The 16,609-nt window shown below is 70.9% G+C and carries 11 protein-coding genes and 2 pseudogenes; 5 read left to right on the forward strand and 8 right to left on the reverse strand.

Annotation, left to right across the window (positions count from 1 at the left end; genetic code table 11):
• Positions 1 to 225: 225 nt before the first annotated feature.
• Positions 226 to 825 carry a TetR/AcrR family transcriptional regulator gene (locus OJJOAM_RS20960; protein ID WP_422649691.1) on the reverse strand — a complete coding sequence of 200 codons (600 nt, stop codon included), beginning with the start codon at positions 823 to 825 and terminating at the stop codon, positions 226 to 228.
• Positions 826 to 1,074: 249 nt separating this feature from the next.
• Between OJJOAM_RS20960 and OJJOAM_RS20965 the strand changes: the two genes are divergently transcribed.
• From OJJOAM_RS20965 to fahA, 5 genes are all read left to right on the forward strand, one after another.
• Positions 1,075 to 1,476 (forward strand): helix-turn-helix domain-containing protein, encoded by a 402-nt coding sequence (locus OJJOAM_RS20965; protein ID WP_422649692.1) that lies wholly within the window; start codon positions 1,075 to 1,077, stop codon positions 1,474 to 1,476.
• Between the two features lie 457 nt (positions 1,477 to 1,933).
• Entirely contained in the window at positions 1,934 to 2,893 is a 960-nt protein-coding gene (locus OJJOAM_RS20970; protein WP_422649693.1) for an MBL fold metallo-hydrolase, read from the forward strand.
• Positions 2,894 to 2,958: 65 nt separating this feature from the next.
• Positions 2,959 to 5,301: an FAD-dependent monooxygenase gene (locus tag OJJOAM_RS20975; RefSeq protein WP_422649694.1), complete on the forward strand. Its 2,343-nt coding sequence runs from the start codon at positions 2,959 to 2,961 to the stop codon at positions 5,299 to 5,301.
• A gap of 71 nt (positions 5,302 to 5,372) precedes the next feature.
• Positions 5,373 to 6,701 (forward strand): homogentisate 1,2-dioxygenase, encoded by a 1,329-nt coding sequence (gene hmgA, locus OJJOAM_RS20980; protein ID WP_422649695.1) that lies wholly within the window; start codon positions 5,373 to 5,375, stop codon positions 6,699 to 6,701.
• 99 nt (positions 6,702 to 6,800) lie between these two features.
• Positions 6,801 to 8,081 carry a fumarylacetoacetase gene (fahA, locus tag OJJOAM_RS20985; RefSeq protein ID WP_422649696.1) on the forward strand — a complete coding sequence of 427 codons (1,281 nt, stop codon included), beginning with the start codon at positions 6,801 to 6,803 and terminating at the stop codon, positions 8,079 to 8,081.
• Between the two features lie 250 nt (positions 8,082 to 8,331).
• Here fahA and OJJOAM_RS20990 read toward each other — a convergent pair whose 3' ends face one another.
• The 7 genes and pseudogenes from OJJOAM_RS20990 to OJJOAM_RS21020 form a co-directional block, all read right to left on the reverse strand.
• Complete coding sequence (locus tag OJJOAM_RS20990) at positions 8,332 to 8,787, reverse strand: hotdog family protein (RefSeq protein WP_422651002.1); 456 nt, start codon at positions 8,785 to 8,787, stop codon at positions 8,332 to 8,334.
• Between the two features lie 62 nt (positions 8,788 to 8,849).
• Positions 8,850 to 9,654, reverse strand: a pseudogene (locus OJJOAM_RS20995) (beta-ketoacyl synthase chain length factor).
• On the reverse strand, positions 9,651 to 10,925 hold the full coding sequence (locus OJJOAM_RS21000; RefSeq protein WP_422649697.1) for a beta-ketoacyl-[acyl-carrier-protein] synthase family protein: 1,275 nt from the start codon (positions 10,923 to 10,925) through the stop codon (positions 9,651 to 9,653). Before OJJOAM_RS21000 ends, OJJOAM_RS20995 begins: the two are co-directional and overlap by 4 nt.
• Positions 10,926 to 11,051: 126 nt before the next feature.
• Positions 11,052 to 12,050 carry a methyltransferase domain-containing protein gene (locus OJJOAM_RS21005; RefSeq protein WP_422649698.1) on the reverse strand — a complete coding sequence of 333 codons (999 nt, stop codon included), beginning with the start codon at positions 12,048 to 12,050 and terminating at the stop codon, positions 11,052 to 11,054.
• Positions 12,047 to 12,901, reverse strand: a complete 855-nt coding sequence (locus OJJOAM_RS21010; protein WP_265633724.1) for a polysaccharide deacetylase family protein — start codon at positions 12,899 to 12,901, stop codon at positions 12,047 to 12,049. The genes OJJOAM_RS21005 and OJJOAM_RS21010 overlap by 4 nt, the downstream gene beginning before the upstream one ends.
• Positions 12,898 to 15,916: pseudogene (locus OJJOAM_RS21015) on the reverse strand (MMPL family transporter). The gene OJJOAM_RS21010 and the pseudogene OJJOAM_RS21015 overlap by 4 nt, the downstream one beginning before the upstream one ends.
• A complete protein-coding gene (locus OJJOAM_RS21020; protein WP_422651003.1) occupies positions 15,913 to 16,545 on the reverse strand; it encodes a LolA-related protein in 633 nt (210 codons plus the stop codon). The pseudogene OJJOAM_RS21015 and the gene OJJOAM_RS21020 overlap by 4 nt, the downstream one beginning before the upstream one ends.
• Positions 16,546 to 16,609: the final 64 nt, after the last annotated feature.

Consider the following 16,609-nt stretch of genomic DNA (forward strand, 5'->3'; position numbering starts at 1 on the left):
ACAGGGCCTGTGTCACGATATTCACTCCGTTTGCGGTTCCATCCCCAACCCGTCGACCTCGTTGCGCGGCCCCCTCGTGCTTCTCTCGGGCCCGGATAAGACCGACCGGTCGTGCTATTTATCGGCGAAAACAGTGCCGAGGAAAAACGTTGCCTCGGGGACCAGCGCAAACGTTCGGCGCTGGCGGCGTATGCAACTTGCGCGGCTTACGGCGCCTATGCGCGCCTACGCAGCCGCGCGTTTGCCACGCGTGACCAGCGATTGGAAGGCGCGGCGCGCCATCGCCTGCGCATCCGCGCGCCCAAGCATCTTCAGCGATTGCTGGAAGGCCATCACGATGCCGGCCATCTCGAAGGCAATCTGGCGCGGTTCCTCGTCCGCGCCGAGGCTGCCGTCCTGGATGGCGTCCGCCGCCACGCGGACCACGATGCCGTTCCAGTCCTTCAGCGCACGGACCAGCATGTCGCGGATCACGCCGGGCCGGTCGCGATATTCCTGCCCCAGCGCCATGAACAGGCAGCGTCCGCCGGAGTCGGTGCTGCCGATCCATTCGAGCTGCCCTTCGAACAGCGCGCGCAGGCGCGGTATGCCGCGCGGCTGGCGCAGCGCGGGCTGCACCACCATCGCCGTGAAGCGCTCGATCGCCAGTTCCAGCACTGCCTGCTGCAAGGCCTCCTTCGACTTGAAGTGCGCGTACAGGCCGCTCTTGGACATGTCCGTGCTGGCGGCCAGTTCGGCGAGCGACAGCTGCTCGAATCCGATCCGGGTCGCGGTATCGAATGCCTGAGCGATGATGGCGCTGCGCGTCAGATGGCCTTTTTGCATGCTCGGAAGAATAGCACGACCGGTCGGTCTGTCAAACCGAACTTGGCGCTAACGAGCCCTATTCGCTATTGTGGAAGCACGGGCACTTCAAAGGGCCCGATATCGCGACGGCAGGGCTGGAGGAAAGCCAACCGGCACAAACCGTGAATTCTGTAAAAAGTGTTTCCCTGATTACATACGGAACGCGACGTGTGCTCTATACTCGAATGCACGTCCGCGCACTTTCTTTTTTGGTGACTGGAGACCGATATGAACAGTACAGCCGTGCCACGAGGCGCTAGCGAACCGTTCCGGCAACTGCGGGCATTGCGCCGAGCGCGCAAGCTCAAGCAGGAGGACGTCGCCCGCAAGGCCGGGATCTCCCGGGAGGCGTATCTGCGCGCGGAGTCGGGCCAGGCCGATCCGCGTATGTCTACCTTCCTGGCCGCCTGCGAGGCGCTCGGTCTGGAGGTGGTGCTTGCCCCCCAGCATCTGGCGCAGGACGTCAACGCCTTTATCGCCAGCCGCAACGGCGGCGTGACCGCCGCCTCGATGGCCGGTCCGGCGGGCGGCGCATCGGCGTCCTCGGCTTCGTCCGCCTCCTCGGGCGGCGGCACGTCCGACGCGGGTGGCATGGGCACCCCGCAGGGCGAAGGCCAGAAGCCGGTCTGATCCTGTCATCTTCCCCTTGCGGCCGGCGTTCGTCCGGCCGCTGGTTCGGCGCTGCGCGGCCTCCCACCGCATCCGGCGTGACCGGGCGCGTTCGTCCAGGCGCCTTCGTCCGGGCGCGTTTGTCCGGTAGCACTTCCGCGTTCCCCTTCTCCGGCCGTTTCTCCCGCGCTTCCGGTTCTCCGGCCCGGCACAAGCCGCCGTGCGCACATCGCCGTGCCGCCGCGGGCCCTTCACGTCTTTTCCCGTCGCCTTCCTCTACACCGCTGCCGGCTTTTCGGCCGGATCCGGATTGACACCTTTCGTGTCGCTGATTACGATTCGGTAAATTCGTTTCACAATACGTAATTCATCGGCCGGCCGGGCCTGACGCCGCGCCATGCGGCCTATGCTGGGAAATGCGCGCCGACAAGCGCCGGACCACAGCCCCAGACAGCACAGCAGAACGGAGACAAGCCCCATGTCCAAAGCCTTTGCGTCGCAAGCCGATCTCGAAGCGAAGCAGGTCACCTTCACCAGGTTGTCCGACAACGCCTACGCCTATACCGCCGAGGGCGACCCGAATTCGGGCGTGGTGATCGGCGACGACAGCGTGCTGATCGTCGACACCACCGCGACGCCCGCGATGGCGCAGGACCTGATCGCGCGCATCCGCACGGTCACCGACAAGCCGATCAAGCACGTGGTGCTGTCGCACTACCACGCGGTGCGCGTGCTGGGCGCGTCGGCCTATTTCAGCGAAGGCGCGCAGAACGTGATCGCCAGCCGCGGCACCTACGAAATGATCGTCGAGCGCGGCGAGGCGGACATGAAGTCCGAGATCGAGCGTTTCCCGCGGCTGTTCGCCGGCGTCGAGACCGTGCCTGGCCTGACCTGGCCGAACCTGGTGTTCGAGCGCGAACTGACGCTGTTCCTCGGCAAGCTCGAGGTCAGGATCCTGCATCTGGGGCCCGGCCACACCAAGGGCGATACCGTGGTGTGGATTCCGTCGCAGAAGATCCTGTTCTCCGGCGACCTGGTCGAGTACGACGCGGCCTGCTATTGCGGCGACGCGCAGCTCGAGGAGTGGCCGGCCACGCTGGACGCACTGCGCGCGCTGCAGCCGCAGGCGCTGGTGCCGGGACGCGGTCCCGCGCTGACCACGCCCGAGCAGGTCGACAAGGGCCTTGCCTACACGCGCGATTTCGTCAGCACGCTGCTGCAGCGCGGCCGCGAGGCGGTGGCGCAGAAGCTCGACCTGAAGGGCGCGATGGCGCATGTGCGCGCGGCGATGGATCCGAAGTTCGGCCACGTCTTCATTTACGAGCACTGCCTGCCGTTCGACGTGGCGCGCGCCTATGACGAGGCGAGCGGCATCAAGCATCCGCGCATCTGGACCGCCGAGCGCGACAAGGAAATGTGGGCGGCGCTGCAGGACTGAACCCGGCGGCATGCTGGCCGCCGCAGTCCGCGGGACAGCGGGCGCGGCGGCGGGATGGAGACGATATGGAAACCCCAGCTCAGGCAAGCGAGAACGAAGCGGCCAAGGATGCGGCCAGGGACCCGGTGGCCAAGGACCCAGCCCAGGATCGGGGCACGGGTCCTGCCGACTATGCGGCCCGCACCTTCGCTTACCGGCGCTGCGCCGAGCAGCAGCTGGGCGTGCGGCACGACGTGCGGCAGGACGTGCAGCAGGACGTGCAAACGGGCGCGCAATCGGATGCGCGATCGGATGTGCAATCGGATGTGCAATCAGATGCGCAATCTGGCCTGCAGCCGGCGCTGCGGCCGGTGGTCGTGATCGGCGCCGGCCCGGTCGGCCTCGCCACCGCGATCGACCTGGCCCAGCAGCAGGTGCCCGTGGTGCTGCTCGATGACGACTGCACGCTGGCCAGCGGTTCGCGCGCGATCTGCTTCGCCAAGCGCACGCTGGAGATTTTCGATCGCCTCGGCTGCGGCGAGCGGCTGGTCGACAAGGGCGTGCGCTGGCACGTCGGCCGCGTGTTCTTCGATCAGGAGCAGGTCTACAGCTTCGATCTGCTGCCCGAGAGCGGCCATCATCGTCCCGCCTTCATCAACCTTCAGCAGTACTACGTCGAGGGCTATCTCGTCGATCGCGCGGGCGAACTGCCCGGTCTCGAACTGCGCTGGCGCCATCGCGTCAGCGGCCTGCGGCAGGAGGCCGATCGCGTCGTGCTGACGGTGTCGACGCCCGAGGGCGACTACACGATGGCGGCGCGCTATGTGGTGGTGGCGGACGGCGCGCGCAGTCCCGTGCGCCAGCTGATGGGGCTGCAGAGCCGGGGCCGGACCTTCCGTGACCGCTTCCTGATCGCCGATGTGCGGATGGCCGCCGGCTTCCCGGCCGAACGCTGGTTCTGGTTCGATCCGCCGTTCAACCTCAACCAGTCGGTGCTGCTGCACCGGCAGCCCGACAATATCTGGCGCATCGATTTCCAGCTGGGCTGGGACGCCGATCCCGAACAGGAGCGCCAGCCCGAGCGCGTGCTGCCGCGCCTGCGCGCGCTGCTCGGGCCGGACGCGCAGTTCGAGCTCGAATGGGTCAGCGTCTACACCTTCTCGTGCCAGCGCATGGAGCGCTTCCGCCACGGCCGCGTGCTGTTCGCCGGCGACGCCGCGCATCGCGTTTCGCCGTTCGGCGCGCGCGGCGCCAACAGCGGCGTGCAGGACGCGGAGAACCTGGCGTGGAAGCTTCGGCTGGTGCTGGCCGGTCTGGCGCCGGACGCGCTGCTCGACACCTATGCCAGCGAGCGCGAATACGCGGCCGACGAGAACATCCTGCATTCGACGCGCTCGACCGATTTCATCACGCCGAAGAGCGCCATCAGCCGCGTGTTGCGCGACGCGGTGCTGCGGCTCGCGCGCCAGCATCCGTTCGCGCGCCAGCTGGTCAACAGCGGCCGGCTGTCGACGCCGACCGTGCTGACGCCGTCGCCGCTGAACACGCCGGATACGGCGGCGTTCGGCGGCGCTATGGTGCCCGGTGCGGTCTGCGCCGATGCGCCGGTGCGCGTCATGGGCGAGGAAGGGCAGGGCACGGAAAGGCAGGGAAACGAGGCGCAGGGCGAGGCCTGGCTGCTCCCCCATCTCGGCAGCGACTTCACCGCGCTGGTGTTCGCCGACGCTCGGGGCCTGTCGCCGGCGGCGTGCGCGGCGCTGGAACAACTGAGCGCCGCGCCGGTGCCGGTCAAGGTGGTCTGCGTGATGCCGCCGACGCCATCGACGCAGCCCACGCCAACGTGCTCCGCAACGTCCTCGCCAACGCTCATGGCCCCGCCAACGCCAACGTCAACGTCAACGTCAACGCCGACGCCGACGCCGACGCAAAAGCCGACGCAAAAGCCGACGCAAAAGCCGATTCTGCCGCGCGGCGCAGTGGTCCTCGAAGACATCGACGGCCTGGCCGCGCGCCGCTACGACGGCCAGCCCGGCACCTGCTATCTGCTGCGCCCGGACCAGCATGTCTGCGCACGCTGGCGCCAGGTCGAGCACGACGCGCTGCTGACCGCGCTGCGCCGCGCGCTCGGCATGATGGACGTGCAGTGGCGCGCGGCGCCGGCCCAGCCGCAGTCGCCGGCCGCGCAGCTCGTCACCGAACCCAATCTCGCGCAGCCGGACGACGTCTACGAGTCGCTGCTCGAGATGCATCGCGACCTGAACGATGCGCAAAGCCAGGCCGCCAACGCGCAGCTGATCCTGCTGCTGGCCAACCATATCGGCGACACCGCGGTGCTGCGCCAGGCGATGGCGCTCGCGCGCGCCGCGGTGCCGCCGGCGGTCCCCGACCCGCAAGCGGACGCCGCCGTGCCGATTCCGGTGCCGGCGTAAGCCGATCACCCAAGCCCATCCTTCTCCGAGAACCTTCCAAGAACCTTTTCAGAACCTCTGTCAGGACCACCATGACCCAAGCACTACGCCAAGACACAGACGCCGGCGCGCTGCGCTACCAGTCCGGCTTCGCCAACGAGTTCGCCACCGAGGCCCTGCCGGGCGCGCTGCCGGTCGGACAGAATTCGCCGCAGCGCGCGCCGTACGGCCTGTACGCCGAGCAGCTGTCGGGCACCGCCTTCACGGCGCCGCGCGCGCACAACCGCCGCTCGTGGCTGTACCGCATCCGCCCGGCGGCGATGCACGAGTCCTTCGTCAGGATCGAGCAATCGCGCATCGTCAGCCGCTTCGACGACGTCGCGCCGTCGCCGAACCAGATGCGCTGGAGCCCGCTGCCGATGCCGGACGCGCCCACCGACTTCGTCGACGGCATCGTCACGATGGGCGGCAACGGCGGCCCCGAGGCGATGGTCGGCTGCGGCATCCACCTGTACCTGGCCAACCGCTCGATGCAGGGCCGCTTCTTCTACAACGCCGACGGCGAGATGCTGATCGTGCCGCAGCAGGCCCGGCTGCGCCTGGCCACCGAACTGGGCGTGCTCGAGGTCGAGCCGCAGGAGATCGTGGTGGTGCCGCGCGGCGTGCGCTTCCGCGTCGAGCTGCTCGACGGCGAGGCGCGCGGCTATATCTGCGAAAACTACGGCGCGCTGCTGAAGCTGCCGGACCTTGGCGTGATCGGCTCGAACGGCCTGGCCAATCCGCGCGACTTCCAGACGCCGGTGGCCTGGTACGAGGACGTCGAGGGCGATTTCGAGCTGGTGGCCAAGTTCCAGGGCAATCTGTGGCGCGCGAAGATCGACCATTCGCCGCTGGACGTGGTGGCCTGGCATGGCAACTACGCGCCGTACAAATACGATCTGCGCCGCTTCAACACGATCGGCTCGATCAGCTTCGACCATCCGGACCCGTCGATCTTCCTGGTGCTGCACAGCCCGTCCGACACCGAGGGCGTCGACAACATCGACTTCGTGATCTTCGGCCCGCGCTGGCTGGCGATGGAGCACTCGTTCCGCCCGCCTTGGTTCCACCGCAATATCGCCAGCGAGTTCATGGGCCTGATCGAAGGCGTCTACGACGCCAAGGCCGAAGGGTTTGCCCCGGGCGGCGCGAGCCTGCACAACTGCATGAGCGGCCACGGCCCCGATGCGGAGACCTTTGCGCGCGCGACCGAGGCGGACACCACCAAGCCGCATCGCATTGCCGACACGATGGCCTTCATGTTCGAGACGCCGACGGTGATCCGGCCCACGCGTTACGCCGCCGAATCGGCCGCGCTGCAATCCGACTACCAGCACTGCTGGCAAGGGCTGAAGAAGCATTTCAACCCGAACGTGCGCTGATGGCGCGCGCGCCGGCCATCGAGCAACGTACCGCGACGTACCGGACGTACCGCAAGGCACCGAACCCCGAACACAGACCCTATCCAACGCATTCCATCCATGACCCAAGCCCAATCCTCCCGCAGCTGGATCGAATCGGCCAATGACGCCGCCACCCATTTCCCGCTGCAGAACCTGCCCTACGGCGTGTTCTCGCACGGCTCGCAGGCGCCGCGCGTCGGCGTCGCGATCGGCGACCGCATCGTCGACCTGTCGGTGCTGGACGAAGCCGGCCTGCTGCCGGCCGCGGCCCGCGGTACCTTCGCCGCACCGGTGCTGAACCGCTTCATCGCGCTGGGCCGCCCGGTCTGGCGCGAGACGCGCCAGCGCATCGCCCAGCTGCTGGCGGCCGACACGCCGACGCTGCGCGACGATGCCGCGCTGCGCGAGCGCGCGGTGGTGCCGATGGCCGGCGCCCGCCTGCATCTGCCGGTCGAGATTCCCGGCTACACCGACTTCTACTCGTCGAAGGAGCACGCGACCAACGTCGGCCGCATGTTCCGCGACCCGGACAACGCGCTGCTGCCGAACTGGCTGGAAATCCCGATCGGCTACAACGGCCGCGCCAGCTCGGTGGTGGTCAGCGGCACGCCGATCCGCCGTCCCAACGGCCAGATCAAGCTGCCGAACGAGGCGCGCCCGATCTTCGGCGCCTGCCGCAAGCTCGACTACGAACTGGAGATGGGCTTCATCGTCGGCAAGGACTCGGCGCTGGGCGAGCCGGTGCGCGTGGACCAGGCCGACGACTATCTGTTCGGCATGGTGCTGCTCAACGACTGGAGCGCGCGCGATATCCAGCAGTGGGAATACGTGCCGCTGGGGCCGTTCAATGCCAAGACCTTCGGCACCTCGATCTCGCCGTGGGTCGTCACGATGGAAGCGCTGGAGCCGTTCCGCCGCGACAACCCCGAGCAATCGCCCGAGCCGCTGCCGTATCTGCGCCAGTCGGCGCGCAACGCCTACGACATCGAGCTCGAGGTCGCGCTGCGGCCGCAGGGCGCCGAGCGCGCCGAGCCGATCAGCCGCACCAACTTCCGCGCGATGTACTGGACGATGGCGCAGCAGCTGGCCCACCACACGGTGTCGGGCTGCAATGTGCGCGTCGGCGACCTGATGGGTTCGGGCACGATCAGCGGCACCACGCCGGACTCGTACGGCAGCCTGCTGGAACTGACCCGCAACGGCAACGAGCCGCTGAAGCTCGCCGGCGGCGTGGAGCGCGGCTTCCTGCAGGACGGCGATGAAGTGGTGATGCGCGGCTGGTGCCAGGGCGATGGCTATCGCATCGGCTTCGGCGAGGTCAGCGGCGAGGTGCTGCCGGCACCGAAGATCGAGGGCTGATCGCCCTCGCGCAGCAACGCCACACGAGCCGGGCCCGGACCGCCGCGCAGCAATGCCACGCGAGCCGGGCCCGGGCTGTCGCGCACCAACGCCGCGCAAGCCGGGCCCGGACCGCCGAAGCCACGCCACCCAAGCCGGGGCCGGACCGTCGCGCAGGGGACCGGGCCGGCGAGGGCCGGACCGTACCGCTGCTCAACCGGCCGTACCGTACCGCGCCGGACCCAGGCGCACGTACCGTGCCGTGCGCGACCTAAGCGGCCGGCGTGGCGTCCAGCACCACCGCCGCGCGGCCCGTCAGCAGCACGGCGCCGCCGGCGCGCAGCGCGAATTCGTAGAGCACCTGGCGATCGTCGCCGCCGATGCGTTCGGCCTCGATCGTCAGCGGCACCGCCACGGTATCGAGCCGCCCGACGAAGATCTCGACCTTGCGCACGCTGGCCAGATAGCCAAGGCTCGGCGTGGCCGCGGCGCCGGTGCGCAGCAGTGCGCCATGCACGGCCATCGCCTGCGCCGCATATTCGATGCCGCACAGCGCGGCCAGCCTGCCTTCGGCACGCAACGGATGATCCGGCGACGTGTGGTTGCGCGCCTCGCAGCGGATGCGCTGCGCATCCCAGTCGATCACCTCGTCGAGCAGGCACATCGCGCCGCGATGCGGGATATGCGCGGCGATCCAGTCGCGCCCGACCGGCGTGCCGGGCGGCATGGCCGCGGGCGACGCGCCGACCTCGTGTGCGCCGTTGGTGTCGTTGGCGTCGTTCACGTCGTTCACCGCCATGGCGCGACCTCGACGCGCAGCCGCAGCGGGTCCAGATAATCGAGCACCGCCGTGGCCTCGTCGCCGCGTGCCAGCGCCTGCAGCAAGGGCAGGGCGCGCGCGGCCGGGATGGCGGCGCGCAGCGCTTCCAGCGCGGCATCGGCCATCGGCGTCGGCGCGTCGCCCTCGAGCACCAGCGATGGCCGCAGGCTCGCCAGCGTTGCCACACCCGGTTCGGCCGTCAGCACCAGCGCGAGCCCGAAGGCATCGGGAATCGGCCGCGCACTGCGCAGCGGCTCGGGATAGTCGGTGTCGTAGGCGATCAGCACGCAGGGCGCGCCGGTCGCCAGCACCTGGCTGTAGGCATCGAGCAGGCCCGCGGCAAAGCTGCCGTCGTGCGCACACATCGCGTTGGACGGCGCCATCGCGCCGGTCGCGATGCTCCAGTAGCCGGCCGGTGCGTTGTGCACCGAGTTGTGGAAGCGGGTCGGCGAGATCATGGGGTCGTCGCCGGCCAGCGATTCGCAGATCGCATGGTAGTTGTGGCCGTCCGCGCCCGAGGCGCTGAACACCGTCGCCAGCGTGGTGGCGTCGCGTCCGCTGGCGGCGATCGCCTGCCGGCCCACCGCCAGCGCGAGCTTGACCGCGGGGCCGGTGCGCCGGCGCTCGGCCGACGGCAGCCCTTCCGGCGGGGGGCAACGCGGTGGCGGCGTGCAAATAGGGAGTCTCCCCGCGCAGCACCGCAGCTCCTTGCTGCCAGCCCGGAATTCCGGGACCGAGCAGGCCGATCCCTTCGACGAATACCGGCGCCGTCATGACCGCCTGCCTTGCAAATGCGCGTCGGCCCGGCCAAACAGCAGGCTGCAATTGGAGCCGCCGAAGCCGAAGGCATTGCTCAGCGCGTAGCGGGGGCGATGGCCGGCATCGGCCGTCCCGGTGCGCAGCAGATAGCCCACCGGCAGCGCGGGATCGAGCTCGGTATCGGCATTCCCGCCCGGCAGCCAGCCCTCGCGCAGCGCCAGCGCGCTGATCACCGCCTCGATCGCGCCGGCCGCGCCCAGCGTATGGCCGGTCGCGCCCTTGGTGGAGCTGCACGGCGTCGTGCCGAACAGCGCGAGCACGGCCTTGCCCTCGGCGGCGTCGTTGCTCGGCGTCGCGGTGCCATGCAGATTGATGTAGTCGATGTCGGCCGGCGTCAGTCCGGCGTCGGCCAGCGCCTGCTCCATCGCCAGCCGCGCGCCGAGTCCCTGCGGATGCGGGCTCGACATGTGGTGGGCGTCGCTCGATTCGCCGACGCCGCACAGCAGCACCGTATCGCCCGGCAGCGCCGGCGCGCCGGAGCCTGGCAGTGATTCGGGCAGGGATTCGGCCAAAGATTCGGGCAACCGTTCAAGCAAGCCGAACGCGCCGCCTTCGCCAATCGAGATGCCGTTGCGCCGCGCGTCGTAGGGCCGGCAGGGCTCGGCCGACACCAGCTCCAGCGAATGGAAACCGTACAGCGTGGTGTGGCACAGCGAATCGACGCCGCCCACCAGCGCCGCGTCGATCAGCCCGGCCTCGATCATCCGGCGCGCCGAGGCGAACACCTTGGCGCCCGACGAGCAGGCCGACGAGATCGCCGCCGCGGGACCCGTCACGCCCAGGTATGCGCGCACGAAGGCCGGCAGCGAGAACGGGCTGTGCCGGTGCGCGTACTCGAAGTCGGGCGGCAGCGCGCCGGTCGCGGGATCGCGACGCCGGTAGGCCTGCTCGGTCTCGAGGATGCCGCCGGTGCTGGTGCCGAAAAACACGCCGATACGGTGGGCGCCATATCGCGCGATGGCCTCGCGCACGCGTTGGGCGAAGCCGTCCTGTTCGAGCGCCAGCCGCGCCAGCCGGTTGTTGCGGCAGTCGAAGCTGGCGAATTCGGCCGGCAGCGGGGCGTCGTCGACGCCGGCGACTTCGCCGACATGGGTGCGCAGCCGCACGTCGCCGAAGCGGCAGGGCGCGAGTCCGCTGCGCTGCGCGCGCAAGGCGGCGGAGGTCGCGGCCAGGCCATGGCCCAGGCAACTGGTGACGGTGAAATGGGACAACTGCAGGGCGGACACGGGCGGGGGACAGCGGACGATCGGGATGCGAGGCGGCACGTTGCGGCGCGTCGCCGATATTGCGGGGGCGGCCGGGGTTGCCGGCGTTGCGGTCGGTGTCGGGCACCGATGGGCGGCGCGATTGTATCAAAGCGGCTCCATCTCGCCGGTGGAGGCGGTGGTGGAGGCCGCGGCGGAGGTCGTGGCCGAGGAGCGTGCCGCCGCCTCTCGGGACGCGGCGCCGGGCTCGGCCTGCGCGGCCTGCATGGCTCGCACGGCCTGCCCCTTGGGCGCGTCCGAAGCATCGAGCGCATCGGCCGCACCGACGGCACCGACCGCATCGACTGCATCGACCCCAGCGACCCCAGCGACCCCAGCGACCCCAGCGACCGCATCGACCGCATCGAGCGTGCCGACCATCAGCACATTGGCGCCATGCGCATCGCGCGGCAGCGGCACCTCGCGCAGCGTCATGCCCATGCCGCGCAGCAGCGCGCGCCATTCGTCGGCGGGCCGGCAGGTCAGCGGGCTGGTACGGCCGGCGCGCAGCCACTGCACCACGCGATCGACCGCGCGGCTGTAGCGGGCCCGCCAGCCCGCGCTGGCGTCGCCGACGCGCATCAGCAACCGGCCCCCGGGCGCCAGGCAGCGCAGCGCGTCGCGCAGCAGCGCCTCCTGCGCGGGGCGGTCGATGTAATGCAGCACGTCGAGCAGCACCACCAGATCGCAGGCCGCGGCGACCTCGGCCACCGCGGCGCGGGCATCGGCCTGGCGGATTTCCGCCGGCCACGGGCCCGGCTCGGCCAGCGCGGCGCGGGCGCGCTCGGCGTCGGCCGGCGTCAGCTCGATGCCGAGATAGGAGCGCGGCACCGGCGGCGCCGGCCAGCCCTGCGGCCAGCTGTCGGGATGGCATTGCCGGGCCGCCAGCAGCCAGCTGGCCAGCAGGCCCTGGCCGCAGCCGATATCGAGAATGCGTGCGCCGTCGGGGATCAGGCCCTGCGCCAGCGCGATCGCGAAGACCGGATCGTTGCGCAGCTTGAAGCGGGCGAAATGCACGGCGAACGGGTCGGCGGCGCGGTAGCGGGCGCTGGCCCGCGCGATCAGCGCCTCGCCGGCGGGGCCCGCGGCATCGGTCCACCGCGTCATGCCGGCACCGCCTCGCGCAGCGTCACGTAGCGCAGCCCCGCCTCGTCGATGGCGCGCAGCACGCGCGGCAGCACCACCAGGATCATCGGCGTGCCGGCGCGGTCGGTGCCCGGGTTGCCGTCATGCATCAGCAGGATGTCGCGCGCCGCCAGGTCCTTCAGCAGCCGCGCCTCGACCTTGTCGGGGTCGCCGCCGCGGAAGGTATCGAAGCCGCGCCGCGTCCAGCTGGCGAGCCGCAGCCCATGCCGGCACAGCGCCGGCTCCAGCAGCGGATTGCGCAGGCCGGCGGGCGCGCGGAAGAAGCGCGGTACCTGCCCGGTCAGTTCGGTCAGCAAACGCTGCGCTTCGCCGACCTCGCGCGTGATGCGGCCCGGGCCGAAGGTCGAGAAGTGCAGCCAGTGGTGCTGGGTATGGTTCTCGATCGCATGCCCGCGGCGCACGATGTCGGCCACCAGGTCGGGATGGCGCAGCGCGCGCTCGCCGATGCAGAAGAAGGTGGCGCGGGCGCCGTGCGCATCGAGCAGGTCGAGCACGGCCGGCGTGACCTCTGGATTGGGGCCGTCGTCGAAGGTCAGCGCGATGCTGTGGCCGGCGCTGGGCGGCAGCCGCAGCAGGTTCGGGCCCAGCAGCGTGCTGCGCGGCCACAGCCCGGCGCCGGCCAGCAGCAGATTGGCCGCGACCACCGAGCCGGCAGCCCAGGGCAGCGTCGCCGGCTGGGCCAGCACCGCGGCCACCGCGCCCAGATGGACGGCGGCCGCGCCGCCGATCAGCGCCGACGGCCGCCAGCTGCGGACCGTGCCCGGCGCGGCGCTCGATTGCGGCCCGGGATAGGAATTGCGCATGCGCGTCATGGTCTTGCCTCCTGATCGTGACCGGCCGCGGTCGGACGGGGCGAGGCACCCAGCATGGCCGCCGGCGCGAACACCGCAGAGAACAGCAGCGCCAGCACCGCGCCCGGACCGACCGTCTGGCCGAAGGCCTGCAACAGCGGCAGATGTGATAAGCCTAGCAGACCGAAGGCCGCCACCGTGGTCAGGTTGGCCAGCAGCAGCGAGACCAGGGTGCGGGGCGCGATCGCAGCGGGCTCGCTCGCTCCGGGCTGGTTCGTCCCGGTTTCGTTCGCTCCAGCTTCGTTCGCTCTTTCGTTCGCTCCTTCGTTCGCTCGGGTGTCGTTCGCCAGGGTCTGGTTCCCTCGGGTCTCATTCGTTCGGACCTCATTCGCTTTGGGCTCGCTTGCGCCGGGCATGTTACCTGCGGGTTCGTCCGCCCCTGCCGTCCCGGCCGCGCCGTTGAAGAACAGCGCGTAGTTCGAGCCCACCGCGACCAGCAGCAGCATGCCGACCAGATGCAGCAGCGACAGCGTCTTGCCGGCCAGCGCCAGCGCGGCGATCACGACCAGCGCGGCGGCGGCCAGCGGCAGCAGCGTGGCCAGCACGCGGCGCGGCGAACGCAGCGCCACCAGCAGCAGGATCGCGATGGCGGCGGCCCCGCCCAGCGACAGCCGCAGTGCCTCGCGCAGATAGCCCGCGTAGAGCCGGTCCGATTCGCCCTTCAGGTCGACGAACAGCGCATCGGCGACGCCCGCCCTGGCGATCGCGGCGCGGATCGCCGCGGGTACCGGCAGCGCGGCCGGGCCCTGGCTTGCCGCTGACGATGCGCCGGCATTGGCATCGGCATGAGCCCCGGCACCAGCACCAGCACCAGCACCAGCACCAGCATCGGCTTTGGTGCCGGCACGTGCGTCGGCATTGGGGCCGGCACTGGCGGGGGCATTGGCCTGAGCCGCGGCGCGCAGCGGCAGCGTCGCGGTCCAGCGGCCGCCGTGCTCGGTCAGCAGCGCATCGACCGCCAGCGCCATCGACGTGCCGCGCAGATCGGCCCGCGTCAGCGGCGGCATCTCGCGTACGCGCGCGACCTCGTCGAGGAAGGGCGCGAACAGCGCCGGCTTGACCGGCAGTTCCGCCACCGCCGCCTGCAGCCGTCCGGCCAGTTCGTCGCGCGGCGGCAGCGCGGCCTGCCGCGCGCGCTGCGTGGCCTCGCTCGGCAGGAAGCGCGCCGGACTGTCGAAGCCGCCGATCACGCCCTGCGCGACCAGCGGCGCCAATTGCGCGCCGACCCGCTCGGCGCCCTGCAGCGCCGCCTGTTCGCTGGCCGCGGACACGGTGACCAGGTAGCGCACGTCCGGGGCGCCGAGATCGGCGCGCAATTGGGTATCGAGCGCCTGCGTGTCGGCCGGCACCGGGCTCAGCGACGTCAGTTCCTGGCTCCACAACGGCGTGCGCTGCACGGCGACGAGCCAGACCAGCAGGAGCACGGCGCCGAGCACCACGGCGAGCGCCGGCCAGCGCAGCCGCGGCGCATGGGCCGCGATGCGGGCCAGCCGGTTGCCGAGCGGGCGCAGGTCGCGCATGCGCCAGCGCGCCGGAATCAGCTGCGGCAGCACGAAGCGCGTGACCAGCGCCGCGGCGGCCAGGCCCGCGATCGAGAACAGCCCGAGCTGCGCCAGCCCCGGGAAGCCCGACAGCAGCAGCGAGGCAAAGCCGCAGATCGAGGTCAGCACGCCCAGGCGCACCGTGGGCCAGAAGGCGCGCGTCCAGCGTTCGCGCGCGCCCGCGGCGGTGGTGGCAGCGCTGGCGGCGGTAGTCGTAACACTGGCGCCAGCTGCAGCGGTAGCGAGAGCGGCAGCGGTAGTGATAGCGGTAGCGGTAGTGGTAGCGCCGGCACCCGCACCCACAGCCGCGCCAGCGGTAGCGGCAGCGGTGCCGGCTTCAGCCGGCGCATCGTCATCCCGGTCCTGCGCGGTCTGCGCGAACAGGTAGATCGCATAGTCGACCGACTCGCCGATCAGCGTGGTGCCGAACCCGAGCGTCAGGCCGTGGACCATGCCGAAGCCCAGGCTGACCGCGCCGATGCCGGCCAGCACGCCGGACAGCACCGGCACCAGCCCGAGCGCGAGCGCGGTCGGGGGAGCGGTAGACGAACCACAGCAGCGCGACGATCACCGCCACGCCGATGGTCGACAGCCGCTCGACCTCGGCGCGGATGGTGTCGCGCGTCTGCACGCCGATCGCGCCCGGGCCGGACATCACCAGACGGAATTCGCCTTCCTTGGCGCCGGCCTCGGACACCGCCGCCGCAAAGGCCGAGCGGATCGCCGCCAGCGCCTGCGCCTGCGCGTCCAGGTCCGAGCCGGGCGCGGCGGTCTGCGCCAGCAGCACCGCGCGGCGGCCGTCGCGCGAGGCCCAGGCGCCGTCGCGCATTGCCGCGCCGTGGCTCGGATCGAGATCGGCCAGCAGCGTCGCCACCTCGCCGGTCGGATCGCGCGGCAGCAGCGGCTTGATCATCAGCCCGGCCGACGAGCCGAGCAGATCGATGGTGTCGCCGATGGCGGCGCGCAGGCCCGCCTCGGTGAAGCGCTCGGGCGTGACGGCGGGGCTCAGCAGATAGCGGTGCGCGTACAGATAGCGCTGGTCGCGCTCGCGGTTGACCGGCTCGCCGTTGTCGATCGCGGCAAAGCGGGGATCGCCGCGCAGCTTGCCGGCCAGGGCCCTGGACAGCGCCGCGCGCCGGGCGACGTCCTGCGCGGCGTCCTGGGTGTTGTCATGCCTGCCGTCCTGCGTGCCCTCATACCTGCCGCCGCCTTCGATGCCGATCAGCAGCAGCCGCGACACCAGCCCATCGCGCAGCTGATCGACCAGCAGTTGCTGTTCGGCGGTGGGCGCGCGCGGGAGGAAGGCCGACAGGTCGGCGGTGAAGGTGGTGCGCGCGGCGATGGCCGCGCAGGCCAGCACGAACGCCACCCAGATCGCGACCGCCAGTCGCGCCGGCAGGGTCCTTCGGTGCAGGCGTTGGCCGGCCGCGCTCATTGCCCGCCGGTTGGCACGATCGTCATCACCGAGCGGTCGCCGTCGGCCTGGCGGATCTCGACGCGCTCGAGCCGCTCGCCGGCGCCATCGATGCGGATGGCGGCAATCGCCGCGGCCATGCGGCTGTCGGACGGCGTCAGCGTCAGCGTCCACCGTTTGGCGGTGCCTTCCAGCGCGAGCCGGTAGTACTGCTCCAGCGCCTGCCGGTTGCCGGCCAGCGTGCCGCGCAGGCTCTCGATAAAGCCGGCGAGTTCGGGATGGTTGCCGAGCGGAATGGTGGTCTTGCGGCCCGCCCGCTCGACCGTCAGCATGTCGCCCTGCACCAGCAGCGTTTCCGGCTTGGGCGCCAGCGTGCGCTTCTCGAGGCGGTCGGGCGCGACGAAGCGCAGCTCGCCGCTCGATTCCAGCGGGCGCTCCAGCATCGCCATGTACTTCTTCTCGACGAAGCGCGCGCTGCCGGCCGGCTGCCGCGCCAGCGTCGCCATCAGCCGGTCCACGCTCCAGGCCGCGTCGGCGCGGACGGGGGGCGCCTTCGTGGATACCGCGGTGGACGCCGTCGTAGTTGCCGTCGTAGAAGCCGCCGTAGAAGCCGCCGCCACCGCGCCGGCCAGCGGCAACTGGCAGGCCAGCGCCAGGCAGCACGCCGCGCCGAAACGAAGGGGCACGAGCGGGGGAAAAAGCGAGGGGAAGGAG

The sequence above is a fragment of the Cupriavidus sp. H18C1 genome, assembly GCF_049311595.1.
Classification (GTDB): Bacteria; Pseudomonadota; Gammaproteobacteria; order Burkholderiales; family Burkholderiaceae; genus Cupriavidus; species Cupriavidus cauae.

Bases quoted from the DNA above. Each gene is read 5' to 3' on its own strand.
- OJJOAM_RS20970 (WP_422649693.1), top strand. From the start codon at position 1,934: ATGTCCAAAGCCTTTGCGTCGCAAGCCGATCTCGAAGCGAAGCAGGTC.
- OJJOAM_RS21005 (WP_422649698.1), bottom strand. From the start codon at position 12,050: ATGACGCGGTGGACCGATGCCGCGGGCCCCGCCGGCGAGGCGCTGATC.
- OJJOAM_RS20960 (WP_422649691.1), bottom strand. From the start codon at position 825: ATGCAAAAAGGCCATCTGACGCGCAGCGCCATCATCGCTCAGGCATTC.
- OJJOAM_RS20975 (WP_422649694.1), top strand. From the start codon at position 2,959: ATGGAAACCCCAGCTCAGGCAAGCGAGAACGAAGCGGCCAAGGATGCG.
- OJJOAM_RS20965 (WP_422649692.1), top strand. From the start codon at position 1,075: ATGAACAGTACAGCCGTGCCACGAGGCGCTAGCGAACCGTTCCGGCAA.
- hmgA (WP_422649695.1), top strand. From the start codon at position 5,373: ATGACCCAAGCACTACGCCAAGACACAGACGCCGGCGCGCTGCGCTAC.
- fahA (WP_422649696.1), top strand. From the start codon at position 6,801: ATGACCCAAGCCCAATCCTCCCGCAGCTGGATCGAATCGGCCAATGAC.
- OJJOAM_RS20990 (WP_422651002.1), bottom strand. From the start codon at position 8,787: ATGCCGCCCGGCACGCCGGTCGGGCGCGACTGGATCGCCGCGCATATC.
- OJJOAM_RS21010 (WP_265633724.1), bottom strand. From the start codon at position 12,901: ATGACGCGCATGCGCAATTCCTATCCCGGGCCGCAATCGAGCGCCGCG.